General features: G+C 36.1%; 17 protein-coding genes. 11 read left to right on the top strand and 6 right to left on the bottom strand.

The genetic code is table 11. The annotated features are described in order from the left end of the window. Nucleotides 1–408: 408 nt before the first annotated feature. A complete protein-coding gene (corA, locus tag BAMA_RS03520; RefSeq protein WP_235184412.1) occupies nt 409–1,371 on the top strand; it encodes a magnesium/cobalt transporter CorA in 963 nt (320 codons plus the stop codon). Between the two features lie 29 nt (nt 1,372–1,400). Here corA and BAMA_RS03515 read toward each other — a convergent pair whose 3' ends face one another. Beyond that, a complete protein-coding gene (locus tag BAMA_RS03515) occupies nt 1,401–2,690 on the bottom strand; it encodes an NCS2 family permease (RefSeq protein WP_034635973.1) in 1,290 nt (429 codons plus the stop codon). A gap of 134 nt (nt 2,691–2,824) precedes the next feature. Then, a complete protein-coding gene (locus BAMA_RS03510) occupies nt 2,825–3,487 on the bottom strand; it encodes an SIMPL domain-containing protein (RefSeq protein ID WP_034635970.1) in 663 nt (220 codons plus the stop codon). Nucleotides 3,488–3,632: 145 nt separating this feature from the next. Here BAMA_RS03510 and BAMA_RS03505 point away from each other — a divergent pair, with 145 nt between their 5' ends. Both BAMA_RS03505 and BAMA_RS03495 read left to right on the top strand, forming a co-directional pair. Next, on the top strand, nt 3,633–4,052 hold the full coding sequence (locus tag BAMA_RS03505) for a MarR family winged helix-turn-helix transcriptional regulator (protein WP_034635969.1): 420 nt from the start codon (nt 3,633–3,635) through the stop codon (nt 4,050–4,052). Between the two features lie 399 nt (nt 4,053–4,451). Beyond that, nucleotides 4,452–4,913, top strand: coding sequence for a hypothetical protein (locus BAMA_RS03495; RefSeq protein ID WP_051758860.1), 462 nt, complete (start codon nt 4,452–4,454; stop codon nt 4,911–4,913). A 20-nt stretch (nt 4,914–4,933) separates the two neighbouring features. On the opposite strand, the gene BAMA_RS03490 is transcribed toward BAMA_RS03495, so the two are convergent. From BAMA_RS03490 to BAMA_RS03475, 4 genes are read right to left on the bottom strand one after another with little or no spacing between them, the layout of a single operon-like run. Next, a complete protein-coding gene (locus BAMA_RS03490) occupies nt 4,934–6,019 on the bottom strand; it encodes an ABC-2 transporter permease (RefSeq protein ID WP_034635967.1) in 1,086 nt (361 codons plus the stop codon). Between the two features lie 22 nt (nt 6,020–6,041). After that, nucleotides 6,042–7,133 (bottom strand): ABC-2 transporter permease, encoded by a 1,092-nt coding sequence (locus tag BAMA_RS03485; protein WP_034635966.1) that lies wholly within the window; start codon nt 7,131–7,133, stop codon nt 6,042–6,044. Further along, nucleotides 7,123–8,004, bottom strand: coding sequence for an ABC transporter ATP-binding protein (locus BAMA_RS03480; RefSeq protein ID WP_034635965.1), 882 nt, complete (start codon nt 8,002–8,004; stop codon nt 7,123–7,125). Before BAMA_RS03480 ends, BAMA_RS03485 begins: the two co-directional genes overlap by 11 nt. Continuing rightward, nucleotides 7,970–8,389: a GntR family transcriptional regulator gene (locus tag BAMA_RS03475; RefSeq protein ID WP_034635964.1), complete on the bottom strand. Its 420-nt coding sequence runs from the start codon at nt 8,387–8,389 to the stop codon at nt 7,970–7,972. Before BAMA_RS03475 ends, BAMA_RS03480 begins: the two co-directional genes overlap by 35 nt. Nucleotides 8,390–8,556: 167 nt before the next feature. Here BAMA_RS03475 and BAMA_RS03470 point away from each other — a divergent pair, with 167 nt between their 5' ends. The 8 genes from BAMA_RS03470 (at nt 8,557) to BAMA_RS03435 (ending at nt 14,481) form a co-directional block, all read left to right on the top strand. Then, nucleotides 8,557–9,735, top strand: a complete 1,179-nt coding sequence (locus BAMA_RS03470; protein ID WP_034635962.1) for a D-alanyl-D-alanine carboxypeptidase family protein — start codon at nt 8,557–8,559, stop codon at nt 9,733–9,735. Between the two features lie 159 nt (nt 9,736–9,894). Further along, nucleotides 9,895–10,245: an anti-sigma F factor antagonist gene (spoIIAA, locus tag BAMA_RS03465; protein WP_034635961.1), complete on the top strand. Its 351-nt coding sequence runs from the start codon at nt 9,895–9,897 to the stop codon at nt 10,243–10,245. Next, nucleotides 10,246–10,686 carry an anti-sigma F factor gene (gene spoIIAB / locus BAMA_RS03460; protein WP_034635960.1) on the top strand — a complete coding sequence of 147 codons (441 nt, stop codon included), beginning with the start codon at nt 10,246–10,248 and terminating at the stop codon, nt 10,684–10,686. A gap of 12 nt (nt 10,687–10,698) precedes the next feature. Continuing rightward, nucleotides 10,699–11,457 carry an RNA polymerase sporulation sigma factor SigF gene (sigF, locus tag BAMA_RS03455; protein WP_034635959.1) on the top strand — a complete coding sequence of 253 codons (759 nt, stop codon included), beginning with the start codon at nt 10,699–10,701 and terminating at the stop codon, nt 11,455–11,457. 206 nt (nt 11,458–11,663) lie between these two features. Continuing rightward, entirely contained in the window at nt 11,664–13,190 is a 1,527-nt protein-coding gene (locus BAMA_RS03450) for a sodium-dependent transporter (protein WP_034635957.1), read from the top strand. Then, nucleotides 13,190–13,291, top strand: a complete 102-nt coding sequence (locus tag BAMA_RS03445; RefSeq protein ID WP_034635954.1) for a methionine/alanine import family NSS transporter small subunit — start codon at nt 13,190–13,192, stop codon at nt 13,289–13,291. The genes BAMA_RS03450 and BAMA_RS03445 overlap by 1 nt, the downstream gene beginning before the upstream one ends. 160 nt (nt 13,292–13,451) lie before the next feature. After that, on the top strand, nt 13,452–14,072 hold the full coding sequence (locus BAMA_RS03440; protein ID WP_034635947.1) for a stage V sporulation protein AA: 621 nt from the start codon (nt 13,452–13,454) through the stop codon (nt 14,070–14,072). A gap of 13 nt (nt 14,073–14,085) precedes the next feature. Beyond that, nucleotides 14,086–14,481, top strand: a complete 396-nt coding sequence (locus tag BAMA_RS03435; RefSeq protein WP_034636247.1) for a stage V sporulation protein AB — start codon at nt 14,086–14,088, stop codon at nt 14,479–14,481. Nucleotide 14,482 lies beyond the last annotated feature (1 nt).

Below are 14,482 nucleotides of genomic sequence, written 5' to 3'. Positions count from 1 at the left end.
TTTTTCTATTTTTGTTTTATCGCTTTCTGACAAAAGATGCCTTTCTCAATTGTGTGAAGGGCGTAGTCTAACGATTGGCGGGAGTCTTTTGTTGATTGGTGTTCGCCAATATGTTTGATATAATGGATATAGAACGAGTTCAAGCGTGGTTGCTTGTTGTGTAAATAGAACTTGTCTGGTCGTTGTCGTTCGCCTATACCTTTCGAAAGTCACGAAAAGGATAAACTATCAAACCTGTGACATGAAAACAAAGTGTCAAATTGAAAATAAGATTGCAATACCATATGAAAATCGTATCAATCATAGGGACTACCGGGATAGCCTTCTAAAAAAGCGATGGGTACATCGGTGTTCGTAGGAATCCCACACTTCAAGCTTTAGCTAAGTGGGGGTAGTTCAAAATAGAACTTGGGTGAAACTATGATAAAAATTTGTGCAGTAACAAAAGATGATGAAGTATTGTACGACCTCTCGTTAGAAGAAACAGAGGGGGAAAACATTGCGTGGGTGTGGATTGATTTAAATAAACCGACGAAAGAAGAGTATACATATATTTTACAAGATCATTTCAAGTTCCATCCTCTAGCAATTGAGGATTGCTTAGAATATGTACAAAGGCCGAAAGTTGACTTTTATGACGGCTATCATTTTCTTGTGCTTCATGCCTTTGGAGAGGAAGGATTTGAGCCGCACGAAATTGACCTGTTTGTAAGCGATCATTATATTGTATCTTTTCATTTCTCACACAATAATGCAATTGAGAGAGCATGGGATAAAATTGCTGATAGAAAACGGATGAAGAAAAGTCCACTTCACATTGCACATACAATTATTGATCAAATTGTCGATGATTATTTTGCGCCTGTCTATCATATTGAAGATCATTTAAATGCAATTGATGATAATTTAACAGGGGAAACAGCAGGGGATGTATTAGAAGAAGTATTTGATATTCGAGCTGATTTATCAAGGCTACGCCGCACAATTATTCCAATGCGAGACTTGTTATATCGAATTTTAAATTCGACTCGCTTTTACAGAGTAAGTGAGCATGAAATTTACTTTAAAGATATACACGATCATTTATTAAAGCTAGCAGAAATGATTGAAGCAAGTAGAGAGTTAACAGCGGATATTCGTGATAGTTGCTTTTCACTCAACTCACATCATATGAATAACATTATGAAAACGTTAACTGTATTCTCAACCATTTTCATGCCACTGACATTCATTGCAGGTGTATATGGTATGAACTTTGAGAATATGCCAGAGCTTGGCTGGAAGTATGGGTATTTCATTTGCTTAGCTGTTATGGCTGTTATTGGCGGAGGTATGATGGTGTGGTTTTATAAGAAGGGTTGGTTTAAATAAAAACGCCGGGAAATCCCGGCGTTTTTTACTTAGCCAATGGCATGTAAGATGAACATTGCTAAGAATAAAAGTGTAATAATATAAAGTGGTTTTGCGACTTCTTTATGCTTACCAAGCGCAATTTTTAAAATTGGATAAGCAATAAATCCGAAAGCAATTCCATCTGCAATGCTATACGTAAGTGGAATCATGACGATAATTAAAAACGCTGGGAATCCTTCTGAAAAATCATTTAGAGGGATTTGCTGAATGTTTGTCATCATCAAACCACCAATAATAATTAAAATTGGTGCGATTGCACTGTCAGGAATGATTTTTACAACGGGTAATGCAAATAGAGAAGCGAAAAATAGCATCCCCGTGACAATAGACGTCAGACCTGTCTTGCCGCCAGCTGTAATACCAGCAGCACTCTCTACTGTAGATACTGTTGGACTTGTACCGAATAAACCGCATGTCATAGCAGACACAGCGTTTGCTTGATATGATTTTGGAAACTTACGATCATCTTCTAACAAACCGTGTAATAGACCCATGTTTTCAAAAATAAGTATCATACTTAATGAAAACGTTGCAATCCAAAACGGTAAAGAAGCTAGCTTGTCAAATGACATTGCGCCAAATACATCGCCATAGTTACTAAATGAGAAAGAGCTATTGCCCATTTGGCTTGTATCAACAGTGCCAAATAGCCATGCAATCCCTGTACCAATCGCAATTGTCCATAGGAAGTTTCCGCGTACGTTTCGAATAAACAAAACGAGTGCGACAATGAGTGTAAGAAGTGTCGCTAGCACAGCAGGATTACTCAAACTACCTAAGCCAACTGTTGTATTTTCATTGGGTACAACAAGGCCACCCTTTTGAAGCCCGATGAATGCTAAAAAGAGACCAATACCAACTGTAATTGCTTCTTTTAACGATGTTGGTATGACTTCAGCCAACACACGGGCAATTGATGTAAAAGCAGCAATTGCAAAAATAAGCCCAGAAACAAATACAGCAGCTAACGCTTCTTGCCATGTTAGTCCAAGTGTATGCACCATCGTGTATGTGAAAAATGCATTTACACCCATACCTGGTACAAGAATCGCCGGTGAATTTGCCCAAAATGCCATCAGTAGACATCCGACAAATGAACTGAAAACAGTTGCTAAAATTCCAGCTTCAAGTGGAATGCCAGCATCAGATAAAATAGACGCATTTACAATCATAATATAAACGATCGTAAAGAAAGACGTTACACCTGCAAGTGTTTCTTGCTTTGGTGATGTATTATGTGCGTCTAATTGAAATGTTTTTTCTAATAGTCCTTTCATGGTTAAACCTTCTTTTTATAATCCCTCTCCCGCCCGTGATAGCTATTGAAATGAGCTTCACCGTTCTTATTATAGCAGAAGAAAATGTTTTTACAATAAGGAAATGAGAACGTTTTCTTGTTTTAAAATTCTGTCTATAAATAAGTGAATGTTGCTTGAACAGTAGCGGTAATTTCAAGCTCCCCAGATTGAATAGGAGGAGCTGCATAAGCATGAGCACTGCTATAAGCAAGTGTTTGCCGTGGGATCTGTCCCGGTTCTTCAGTGAGAGAGAGTGGGATTGGATTAATTTTCATATGATACGTATTTGCAATAATATTTGCTTTTTCTGAGGCGTTTTGTACAGCTAGCACGAGTGCTTTTTCATAATATTTATTTGGATGTGAGACGAGAAATTGTAAACCCCTTGTTACGTTAGCTCCATTTGCAACTGCTACTTCATATACTTCCCCAGCTTTTTGTACATTTAATACGGTAATTTTATACAGATGTTCGACTTGATAGCCACTTAAAGTCGTTTCACCATTTATCGTGTCATATTGAGGAGTAATTGTATAAGAAAGGGTTTCAATGTCTTGATCAGAAATGCCAAGTTGCTTCCAGGCAGATAAAAGTTGCTGTGAGATAGCAGCATTTTCTGTTTGGGCTTGCTGAACACTTTTATTCTCCGTTCGAACGCCAATTGTAAGGACGACAACGTCTGGTTTTGCTTGAATACGTCCTTCACCTTGTACTGTCAAAGTTGGTTCTTTCTCCGTACGAAATTGAGGGTAGGTAGGTTGAAGCCCGTTATGCATAGTGTAAACCTCCTTTTTCTATGTATATGTAAAAGTTTTTTGAATATTTTTATAAAAATAAAGTCTTAATTGAAAGAAAACATATACAATTAGTTGATTTATAGATTATAATATGTGTAAATATTATAAAAAAGGGTAGAGGTCAGTGAAAGAAAAACGAGAAGCACATATTTTAGACTTATCAACGTCATTTCGTAAAATGATACGTTTACTACAAAATGATATTAACACGCTATTTTCAGAACATATGCCATGGAATGAATTTTCTGTTTTACGTGCACTATATTGGAATAGTCCACAAATGGCATCACAAATTGCAAGTGAAGTAAATGTAACATCGAGTCATATTACAGCCGTTACAGATCGACTTGTTCGTAAAGGGTTTGTCATGCGAAAACGTTCTGACTCCGATCGTCGCATTGTATATTTAGAAATTACAGAACTAGGAAAAGAAGTTGCTGAAAAATTAGAAAACGTTAGAAAAGAGTATTACCGTGAAAAGTTCCAAGACTGGAGCGACGAAGAGATTGAGAAGGTAGTCGAATTATTTGGCCGTGTGTTATAAAATAAACGGTGATGAATGAGAAAAGGTTAGTGAACCAGTGCTGGTTCACTAACCTTTTTTTGTATATAAAAACAAGTTGAAAAACTAACACACCCCTTCTTTTTTCGGTAGAAGAGAGGGTTCCTTCATGTGCAGTAGCGGTCAGGGCCTTTTCTTAGCGCGCGTCAAGTTACAACAAATGGATGAGGTGAGTACGTTTGCCATTTCTATCCCGCTATTTGCGGGCTGTAAAAGCCCGATTTGTTCAACTAACACTCAGTGGGGGGTGAAGAAAACCCCCACTGAGTTAAGTTTCACTTTATATACGTGGCAGCTACTTTGGTGGTAAACGGTCAAGTTGGGTATATATAGTAGAAACAATCGTAATACTTGTAAGAAAGAGAATGGGAGGAAGAGTGTATGAAGAAGTGTATCTCTTTTCTGGTTATAAGTATGTGCATGTTCTTGCTAAATGGGAAAGTGTACGGCGCGGTGCCAGTTCAAGTTGTAAAAAAAGAACTAGAATATATAGTTAAACATGAATCTGATGTTGGCATCTTTTCATTAAAAAATAAAGGGTTAGCTATTCGTGAAAATAGGGTATATGATGTTAGAGCCTCATCGCTCGTAAAAGTAAAACAAATGCCGATTTTAAAAGCTGAGAAATATATTCCAAACCTCCCGCAGTACATATATAAGTTTGGTCAGGGAAATGTACAGGTGTATTATATTGCTGTGCGGTCAGACGGGAAAAAAGATGAAATGAATTACTTTTTACAAGTATTTGCACAACAGCAAGGAGATTGGCGAGTTGTAGAAAGTGTTGCTTTGCCGATAGAAGAGATGGAGAAAAATAGTATGGATTTTGAAATGAAAAAATAACCTTCTCCGATGGGAGAAGGTTATTTTGCGCCAAATGAAACTCGTAGCTTCAGTAGTTGTTGGAAAATGAAGTAGCTTGCAATGCCAGCTATGGAAAATCCAATATAGTAGGAAAGCAAGGAATTCGTTTGGCTTGTAATGAAACCACCAGTTAAAGCAGAACAAAGGACCGCGAACGATAAAAATAATGATTTTAACTTCGGAAATAGTAATAGGTTCCCATTTTGTTCATTTGGCGTACGAGCATATAGAAATGCTCCAAGCGGTAAAAATACTATAATATAAATAATTGGAGCGAGTATTGTCCATATGGATGGAATACGTGTACCTTCCATCGGATCTTTCTTAGGCGTTTCGGATATAATATTTCCTTCTTCATCAAATTCAGTATCTGGATGATAATTATAACTAATATGAAAATGTACTAAGGGGCTAACAATATTAGTCTGTAGTACAGAGTCAGTAACTTTATCGTGTCTTTTAGATAGCTTCTCCACCGAACCTTCCATATGAACAGAAAGAAATCCATATGTGAGTGCAAGTAAGGCAAATGGTAAACAGAGTAAAATTCCAGTTAAACCACCTTGTGAAAAAGCATTTCCAGCAATTGTTCCAACAAATAAAGCGAATGTATAAACGGCAATAAAGATTACGGTAATATATAGAAAGTATATATGAAATGATTTGAAATTTTGATATTCATTATGGATTGTCATCGTTTTAATACCATACATACTAATCCAACAAATAAGATTTACAGCCAAAATAGTTACGACTCCAAACAGCCATTTTGTGAAAAAGATGTCTTTTCGTTTAAACGGCATAGAGAAAAGAAAATCGCTTGACTGGTTATTCCGTTCCCATCCAATCAATATACAAGCAAGTGCAATAAGAATAATTCCTTGCGGTAGAGAACTTTCGAATGGATTAAAAAAGTAGGAATAGTAATGCGTATAATCTTCTTCTATTGTTGTTAAATGGTATAGCTCTGTTTTTGCTCTCGTATAGTATTCATACGGCAACATGTATAAACTTGTGAGCAAAAATAGTAGAATCATATATTTTCCTTGCTTCCATTGTCTTAACCATAATGCTTTATGAAACATTGTGCTCACCTCGATTTGTTTATTATTTTCCGCCAAATGAAAACTTCATTTTTAGTAGGCGAGTAAAAATGAAATAACTCACAATTCCTGCTATGAAAAATCCGATGTAATATGATACAAGTGATTCGCTTAAGATTCTTCCACCTAAAAGAGCAAAACAAAGAACGGTACAGAACATAAAGTATTTCTGTAACTTTGGAAACAGCAACAGCTTTCCGTTTTGTTCATTTGGCGAACGAGTATACAAAATTGCTCCAACGGGTAGTAAAATTATAATATAAGTGATAGGTGTTAACAGTTCCCATATAGATGGAATCATTGTGTTCTCCATTGGATTCTTTTGTGGTGTTTCGGAAATTATATTACCTTCATCATCGGATTGAACTTCTGGATGATAATCATATCGAATATAAAAGTTATCTATTGATGCATATAAATCTATGTGAGTGAAATAACTTGCAATTTTTCTTTCTTTTTTATACGAATCTTCAAATGAATCACCACTTGTATGAGCGTATACAAACCCAGAAATTAATAGTACTAGACCCTGTGGAAGAAATAAAAAGATTGCACTTAGGCTAATTTGAGAGAAGATGTTTCCAGTAATAGTACCAACACATAAAGCAAGTGTATATATAGCGATTAGAACGATCGTTGCATATAAAAAGTACGTATAAAATGGACTGAAATCTTCTTGATATTGATTATGGAATGAGAGTAATTTTATTCCATGCATACTAACTAAACAAACAATGTTGACGGCAATAATATTTATTACCCCAAACAGCCATTTTGTCACATAAATATCTTTTCGCCTAAACGGCATTGACCAAAGAAAGTCGATGGATTGATTGTTTCGTTCCCATCCAATAAAGAGGCAAGCCATGAGAACGACAAGGAAACTTTGTATGAACACTGGGTCAGATGCATTGAAATAGTACGCATAATAATAAACATAATCATAATCATCATACGTTTGAATGGACTGTTGAAATTGAGATGCAGCATCTAAATAGTATTTATACGGCAATATATACAAACTTGTTAACCAAAACAGTAAAACAGCATATTTCCCTTGTTTCCACTGCCTCATCCATAATGCTTTATGAAACATGTGAATCCCCCTCAAACGTTGTCACAAATATATCTTCTAGTGACATCGGCAATTCTTCTAATAAAAGTGGCTGTTCTTTATGGAACTTTTCTAGCGTTGCTGATACGTTTCCTTCAATTAAAATCGTATATACTTTTCCAGTTTGATTTAATAGTTTTACATTGTATAAGTTTTCTAGTTTTTGTGGTAATAAGCGCTCGTATGCAACTTGAATTTTTGCAAAACGGGTTTTTACATCGTCTAACGCTGTAATTGAAGCGATTGTATGATCTTTTAAAATAATGATTGTATCTGCAATTTTTTCAACTTCATCTAAATGATGGGTAGAAATAAGAATGGTAACTTCACGCTCAGCTACTTCTTCAATTAAAAATTGTAAAATCTGCCTTTTTACAATTGGGTCTAGTCCGTTTGTTGGTTCATCTAAAATGATATATTCTACCCCTGTGCAAAACGCTAAAATCATCGCTAGTAATGCTTTCATGCCGCGTGAATAACTACGGATGCGTTTATTCGGTAAGTTAAAGCGTTCTAATAATTGATAAAAATATTCTTCGTCAAAGTTTTCGTAAACCGCTTTATAAAACGTTACAATTTCTTTTACTGTATAACCACTTAAAACTTGAGAAGAGTCAGGGACATACGCAACTTTTTGTTTAATTTCTGGATGGTTATGAATGTTCACACCGTTATATGTAACTGTTCCTTCGTTCGGATCTAAAATGCCAACTAACGTACGAAGCATTGTTGTTTTTCCTGCACCGTTTCTACCAAGTAATCCAACAATACTACCTTTTTGTAAAGTGAATGAGATGTTTTCAAAAATGATTTGTCCATCAATTGTCTTTTTGATGTTCTCCACTTGTAGCATCTGCATTACCTCCTAATTCTTTATAGTATGAATCAATCCAGTCGTGAATTTTCTCTTTTGGAATGCCAAGATATGAAGCTTCTAATAATAATTGATGAAGTTGTTTTTCGACCATGATAACTTTCCTTTCATCTTGCGTTGGTGTAATTGATTGAGATACAAAAGTTCCCTTTCCACGTAACGTTTCAATTAATCCTTGTCGTTCTAATTCTTGGTACGCTTTGCTGACCGTATTGGGATTAATAACAAGCGTTGAGGCAAGTTCACGAACGGAAGGGAGTTTATCATTTGGAAATAGCATGTTTTTTAAAATCATCCCTTTTATGTTGTGAACAATTTGTTCCCATATTGGAGTGCTGCTTCTTGGATCAAGCTGAATATGCAAGAGCAATACCTCCTTTCTCTTGTGTGTATTAAGTGTACTATGTTATGTAATACACTTAATACAATAATGATTTTAAAAGAGTTTGTCAACTGAATTTTATAGAAAAATATGGTATAAAACATGATTTGTTGGAAAAAATAGTTTTGATACAGAATGGAGGGTTAGTCATGAAGCGAGTTTTCGGAATACTTATTTGTTTCATGTTGTTGCTTTCCGCTGTTCCGGTTGGCTTTGCACAGTCAGAGAAAAAAGATGTGGATACAGTGCCGAAATTAGCGGAACAAGCGTCATCAGCAATTGTGATGGAGCAAGATACAGGAAATGTATTATTTGAGAAAAGTCCAAATGAGAAATTGCCACCTGCTAGTATGACAAAGGTGATGACGATGTTACTCATTATGGAGCAAATCGAAAAAGGAAAATTAAAGCTAGAGGATAAAGTAAGAACGAGTGAGCACGCAGCTTCTATGGGCGGATCGCAAATTTTCCTTGAACCAGGCGAAGAAATGACCGTAAACGAAATGTTAAAAGGAATTGCGATTGCATCAGGTAACGATGCATCAGTAGCCGTTGCAGAGCACATCGCAGGTTCTGAAGAAGGTTTTGTGAGCATGATGAATAAAAAGGCAAAAGATTTAGGGCTAAAAAATACACGCTTTCAAAACCCTACTGGTTTGCCAGCAGAAGATCATTATTCAACAGCTTACGACATGGCAGTCATGGCACGAGAGTTAATGAAATATCCACTCATTCGAAAATATACAGGAAAATATGAAGACTATTTGCGAGAAGATACAGATAAAAGATTTTGGCTTGTTAACACAAACAAATTAGTCCGATTTTATCCAGGAGTTGACGGGGTAAAAACAGGATTTACAACAGAGGCAAAATATTGTTTAACAGCTTCAGCAGAGAAAAATGGGATGCGTGTTATTTCTGTTGTGATGGGGGCACCGACCTCTAAAGAGCGTAACATGCAAGTGACAAAACTTCTTGATTATGCATTTGGACAATATACGACGAAAAAGTTATATAAACGCGGTGAAAAAATTAAAACAGTAAAAGTTGGAAAAGGAAAGAAAGAGACTGTTGATTTAGTTGCATCTGAAAATGTATCTCTTCTTATGAAAAAAGGAGAGGATATGAAAAAAGTGAAACAAGAAGTCGTTGCAGAAAAGAAAGTGAAAGCACCGATTAAAAAAGGAGATGCACTTGGAACGCTTGTTTTGAAAAAGGATGATAAAGTGTTGTTAAAACAAACAATTGTGGCAAAAGAAGATGTAGGATCAGCGAGTGTCTGGGAATTATTTAAAAGAAGCTTGAGTGTATTCTCTACGTCAAAATAATAGTCACTTTTTCTATTGTGAAAAATGAGTGAAAAGTTCGTATTATGGCGAAATCGTACTTCTTTTGTCACAGGGAAGGATTCTGATTCTACATTCACGAACAACTTCTTATACGTTTTGCGGAAATACGCAAAATTAAAAGTGTAGGGAGGAAATCGTGTGAGTCTTTCTATTCATTTAGAAGTGAAGCGTGACGTCTTATGCATTCGGCTAGCAGGCGAACTCGATCATCATACGGCTGAAGAGTTGCGAGCGAAAGTAACAGATATGATTGAAACGAAAGGTATTCATCATATTGTTTTAAACTTAGCGGATTTATCTTTTATGGATAGTTCAGGTCTTGGCGTTATATTAGGTAGATATAAGCAGGTGAAAAGCTTAGGAGGCGAGATGGTTGTTTGTGCAATTTCGCCTCCTGTAAAACGTCTATTTGAAATGTCAGGCTTGTTTAAAGTAATTCGTTTAGAAGAAAGTGAAGCGCGTGCGCTCGCGACATTGGGGGTGGCGTAAATGAGAAATGAAATGAACCTTCAATTTTCAGCTTTAAGTCAAAATGAGTCCTTTGCCCGTGTAACAGTGGCTGCTTTTATTGCACAGCTTGATCCAACGATGGAGGAGTTAACGGAAATTAAAACAGTTGTGTCTGAAGCGGTAACGAACGCCATTATTCATGGGTACGAAGGAAATGCAGAAGGCGTTGTGTACATTAATGTCATTCTTGACGAAAATATGGTGAAATTAACAATTCGTGATGAAGGAATTGGAATTTTAGATTTAGATGAGGCAAGACAACCACTTTTTACAACAAAACCTGAATTAGAGCGTTCCGGAATGGGATTTACCATTATGGAAAATTTTATGGACGAAGTAGAAGTTATCTCAAATGAATCTTTCGGAACAACGATCCACTTGACGAAGTATTTATCAAAAAGTAACGCTCTATGCAATTAAGGAGAATTGCCTATGGACATAGAGGTCAGAAGTGAAAAAGGAAAAGGTCAGTTAAAGGATCAGGAGCTAAAAGAATTGATTCAACGAAGTCAGTCTGGCGATCATAGGGCGCGTGATTTAATTGTACAAAGTAATATGCGCCTCGTTTGGTCTGTTGTACAGCGCTTTTTAAATCGTGGTTATGAACCAGATGATTTATTTCAAATTGGCTGCATTGGATTGTTAAAATCGGTAGACAAATTTGATTTATCCTTTGATGTAAAGTTTTCCACATACGCAGTTCCGATGATTATCGGGGAAATACAACGTTTTTTACGTGATGACGGATCTGTGAAAGTCAGTCGTTCGTTAAAAGAGACAGGAAATAAAATTCGAAAAATGAAAGATGAACTTTCGAAAGAATATGGAAGAGCACCTACAATTAATGAAGTAGCAAAAGCACTTGAATTAACTCCAGAGGAAGTTGTAATGGCGCAAGAAGCAAGTCGATCACCATCGTCTATTCATGAAACAGTTTATGAAAATGATGGTGATCCGATTACAATTTTGGATCAAATTGCAGATCGTTCTGAAACGAAATGGTTTGATAAAATTGCGTTAAAAGAAGCGATACGAGAATTAGATGAACGAGAGCGTTTAATTGTATATTTACGTTATTACAAAGATCAAACACAATCGGAAGTTGCAGAGCGTATTGGGATTTCACAAGTGCAAGTTTCACGATTAGAAAAGAAAATACTAAAACAAATGAAAGACCGAATAGGAGAATAGCCTGTTCGGTTTTTCTTTGACTTTATCGTTTCCATAATAGTAGGATTTCAATCATGAAAGTTTAATTTACAGAATTTATTGACAATTCAAACGATTAAAACTATACTCCAAGTATAACTTGTCAACAAGTGAAAAATTTCTCAAGGAGAGGGGGTGTAAGGTTTTAAGTTTCGTTCTATAAATTAAGTGATAAAGGAGGAAAGAATATGGAAACGAGACAGCAATGGGGAACGAGGGCAGGTTTTATTTTAGCAGCTGTTGGTTCGGCAGTTGGTCTGGGGAATATATGGAGATTCCCTTATACCGCCTATGAAAATGGTGGAGGTGCTTTTTATTTACCGTACTTATTCGCTTTATTAACGACAGGTATTTCATTACTTGCTTTTGAATTTGCACTTGGTCACCGTCATCGTGGTTCCGCACCGCTTACGTTTTTCAGAATTGATAGGCGGGCTGAATTTATCGGTTGGTGGCAAATGGGAATTACGTTTATTATCTCTACGTATTATGCTGTTATTATTGCTTGGTCAATGTCTTACACGTATTTTTCAATTACTGGTGCGTGGGGAGAAGATACGGAATCATTTTTATTAAAAGAATATTTGCAAGTAGCTGATAAACCAGGACAATTTGGTGGTCTTGTACCAGAAGTATTACTTCCGCTTGCACTCGTATGGATTATTGTTCTTGGTGTTGCATTTAAAGGAGTGAAAAAAGGGATTGAGATGGTCAATCGAATTTTCATTCCACTTCTTGTCCTCATGTTTCTTATCATCGTTATTCGAGCTATTACATTAGACGGAGCTCTTCAAGGGTTAGATGCATTTTTTAAACCGGACTGGAGTCGCATTTTTGATGGAAAAGTGTGGTTAGCTGCGTACGGACAAATTTTCTTTAGTTTATCCTTAGCATTTGGAATCATGATTACGTATTCTAGTTATTTGCCGAAAAATTCTGACACAACAAATAACGCATTTATTACAGGGTTTGCAAACTCAGGTTTTGAGTTACTAGCTGGTATTGGTGTGTTTGCAGCTTTAGGTTTTATGGCGAATAACATGGGAGTTCCGGTAAATGAGGTGGCAACAGCTGGTGTTGGATTGGCATTTATCGTATTTCCACAGATTATTAATGAGTTACCATTTTCATCATTCTTTGGGGTATTATTCTTCTTATCGCTAACTGTTGCTGGAATTACATCACTCATTTCATTAGCAGAAGTTTGTTTTGCAGCTGTGTCTGAAAAATTCAACGTAAGTCGTAATAAAGGAATTGCAATTATGGGAACGTTACTTGTTCTTGTATCACTTGTTTTTGCAACGCGAGGCGGCTTAATGTTCTTAGATGTTGTTGATTATTTTGCGAACAACTTCGGTTTAATTGTTATTGCATTAGTAGAGATTGTTGTTGTCGGACTCATGTTAAGAAAGTTAAAAGTATATCAAGAGCATGCAAATTTTGCGTCTGATATAAAATTAGGTACATTTTGGAAAGTTAGCTTATTAGTTGTTACACCACTTGTGCTTGGTTATATGTTAATTGATGGATTTATTCAAAACATAAAAGAAAATTACGGTGGTTATCCAACGGAATTCGTCGTGACATATGGATGGATACTTGTTGCAGTCTCCTTCGTTATTGCAATTATTATTAGCTTGAAAAAGTGGGATAAGCGAATCGAAGAAGAGTCAGCGAAGCTTGAAAAAGAGTGGAAAGAGCGAGGTGTATCATAATGAGCGGATCAGCGATTGTGATGATGGTTATTGGTATGGTTATTTTATGGGGTGGCTTAGTATTAAGTATTGCAAATTTATTCCGCAAGAAAAAAGCATAAAGTGAAACTTTAATCAGTCGGAGATTTTCATCCTAGCCGATTATTAGTTAAACCATCTACTAATTTTAGTAGGTGGTTTTTTTATTTGTAAAAAAGTTGTATTAGAAAATTTTCCAATATCCATACTACAACTACGAGGAATAGTTAAGAGGTGATTGGAGTGGAGCAAACAATTTATCTTAAAATGCGAAATCGCTTGCAAGTATATCCTGATCATGAATTAACAGTAGCAGATGTGGCACAAGTAGTAGGGGACGGTGATGTTGTAGAAAAATTGAAAAAGCAACCGATTTACAAAATAACAAAGCAAGATAAAACACATGTTGTAATTGATGTAATGAGAGTAATTGGTGTGATTCAACAACATGATCCACAGCTACAATTAAATTTATTAGGACCAGCGCAAACAGTGGTTGAGATTGTATATGAAAAGAAGACAGTGAATCCTGTTTTTTTTGTCCTCGTTTGGTTACTACTTTTTGCTGGGGCAGGGCTTGCCATTATTTATTTTCATGAAGATGTGAGTATGCAGCAAGTGCAGCAGCGTTTACATTACATGATTACAGGAGAAATTAATAATCGGCCACTTCTTTTTCAAATTCCGTATTCATTAGGGCTTGGGGTTGGAATGGTTTTATTCTTTAATCATGTATTTCAAAAAAGGATTAATGAAGAGCCAAGTCCTCTTGAAGTTGAAATGTTTCAATATCAGCAATCGCTCGATCAATATGTGATGGTGCATGAAAATAAAGAAAGCATGAAAAAACTTGGAGACGATTGAGTATACGTTAGTTATGTTTATAGGATTAGCGGGCGGAATTGCTGTTGGAGGAGGCTATGTCGCTTTTTTAAGTGTACTAGGTGTAATTCCGAGATTGGCACAAGTAACGAGAAGTGGACATTGTATTCATTATTACGAATGGGCTGTTATGAGCGGAGCTTTGGTGGGGGCATGGTGTAGTTTACGGGATACAACTTTTATGACATCACAATATTTACTTATTATTATTGGGTTGTTATGTGGGACGTTTGTTGGAATGCTTGCAGCGGCATTAACAGAAGTATTAAATGTACTGCCGGTATTAGCAAAGAGAGTAGGGGTAGACGGGAAAATAGTGATTTTACTTATCGCACTTGTACTCGGAAAAGTATTAGGTTCCTTATTTCATTGGATTTATTTTGCAAAATAGG

The sequence above is a fragment of the Bacillus manliponensis genome (assembly GCF_000712595.1).
In the GTDB taxonomy this organism is placed as follows: domain Bacteria; phylum Bacillota; class Bacilli; order Bacillales; family Bacillaceae_G; genus Bacillus_A; species Bacillus_A manliponensis.
The sequence above is the reverse complement of the archived record's forward strand: the minus strand, read 5'-3'. Positions and strand labels throughout refer to the sequence as shown.

Excerpts from the sequence above, each read along its gene's own strand:
- BAMA_RS03515 (WP_034635973.1), bottom strand. The coding sequence starts at position 2,690 with ATGAAAGGACTATTAGAAAAAACATTTCAATTAGACGCACATAATACA.
- BAMA_RS03510 (WP_034635970.1), bottom strand. The coding sequence starts at position 3,487 with ATGCATAACGGGCTTCAACCTACCTACCCTCAATTTCGTACGGAGAAA.
- BAMA_RS03495 (WP_051758860.1), top strand. The coding sequence starts at position 4,452 with ATGAAGAAGTGTATCTCTTTTCTGGTTATAAGTATGTGCATGTTCTTG.
- BAMA_RS03490 (WP_034635967.1), bottom strand. The coding sequence starts at position 6,019 with ATGTTTCATAAAGCATTATGGTTAAGACAATGGAAGCAAGGAAAATAT.
- BAMA_RS03485 (WP_034635966.1), bottom strand. The coding sequence starts at position 7,133 with ATGTTTCATAAAGCATTATGGATGAGGCAGTGGAAACAAGGGAAATAT.
- BAMA_RS03480 (WP_034635965.1), bottom strand. The coding sequence starts at position 8,004 with ATGCTACAAGTGGAGAACATCAAAAAGACAATTGATGGACAAATCATT.
- BAMA_RS03470 (WP_034635962.1), top strand. The coding sequence starts at position 8,557 with ATGAAGCGAGTTTTCGGAATACTTATTTGTTTCATGTTGTTGCTTTCC.
- spoIIAB (WP_034635960.1), top strand. The coding sequence starts at position 10,246 with ATGAGAAATGAAATGAACCTTCAATTTTCAGCTTTAAGTCAAAATGAG.
- sigF (WP_034635959.1), top strand. The coding sequence starts at position 10,699 with ATGGACATAGAGGTCAGAAGTGAAAAAGGAAAAGGTCAGTTAAAGGAT.
- BAMA_RS03450 (WP_034635957.1), top strand. The coding sequence starts at position 11,664 with ATGGAAACGAGACAGCAATGGGGAACGAGGGCAGGTTTTATTTTAGCA.
- BAMA_RS03445 (WP_034635954.1), top strand. The coding sequence starts at position 13,190 with ATGAGCGGATCAGCGATTGTGATGATGGTTATTGGTATGGTTATTTTA.
- BAMA_RS03435 (WP_034636247.1), top strand. The coding sequence starts at position 14,086 with ATGTTTATAGGATTAGCGGGCGGAATTGCTGTTGGAGGAGGCTATGTC.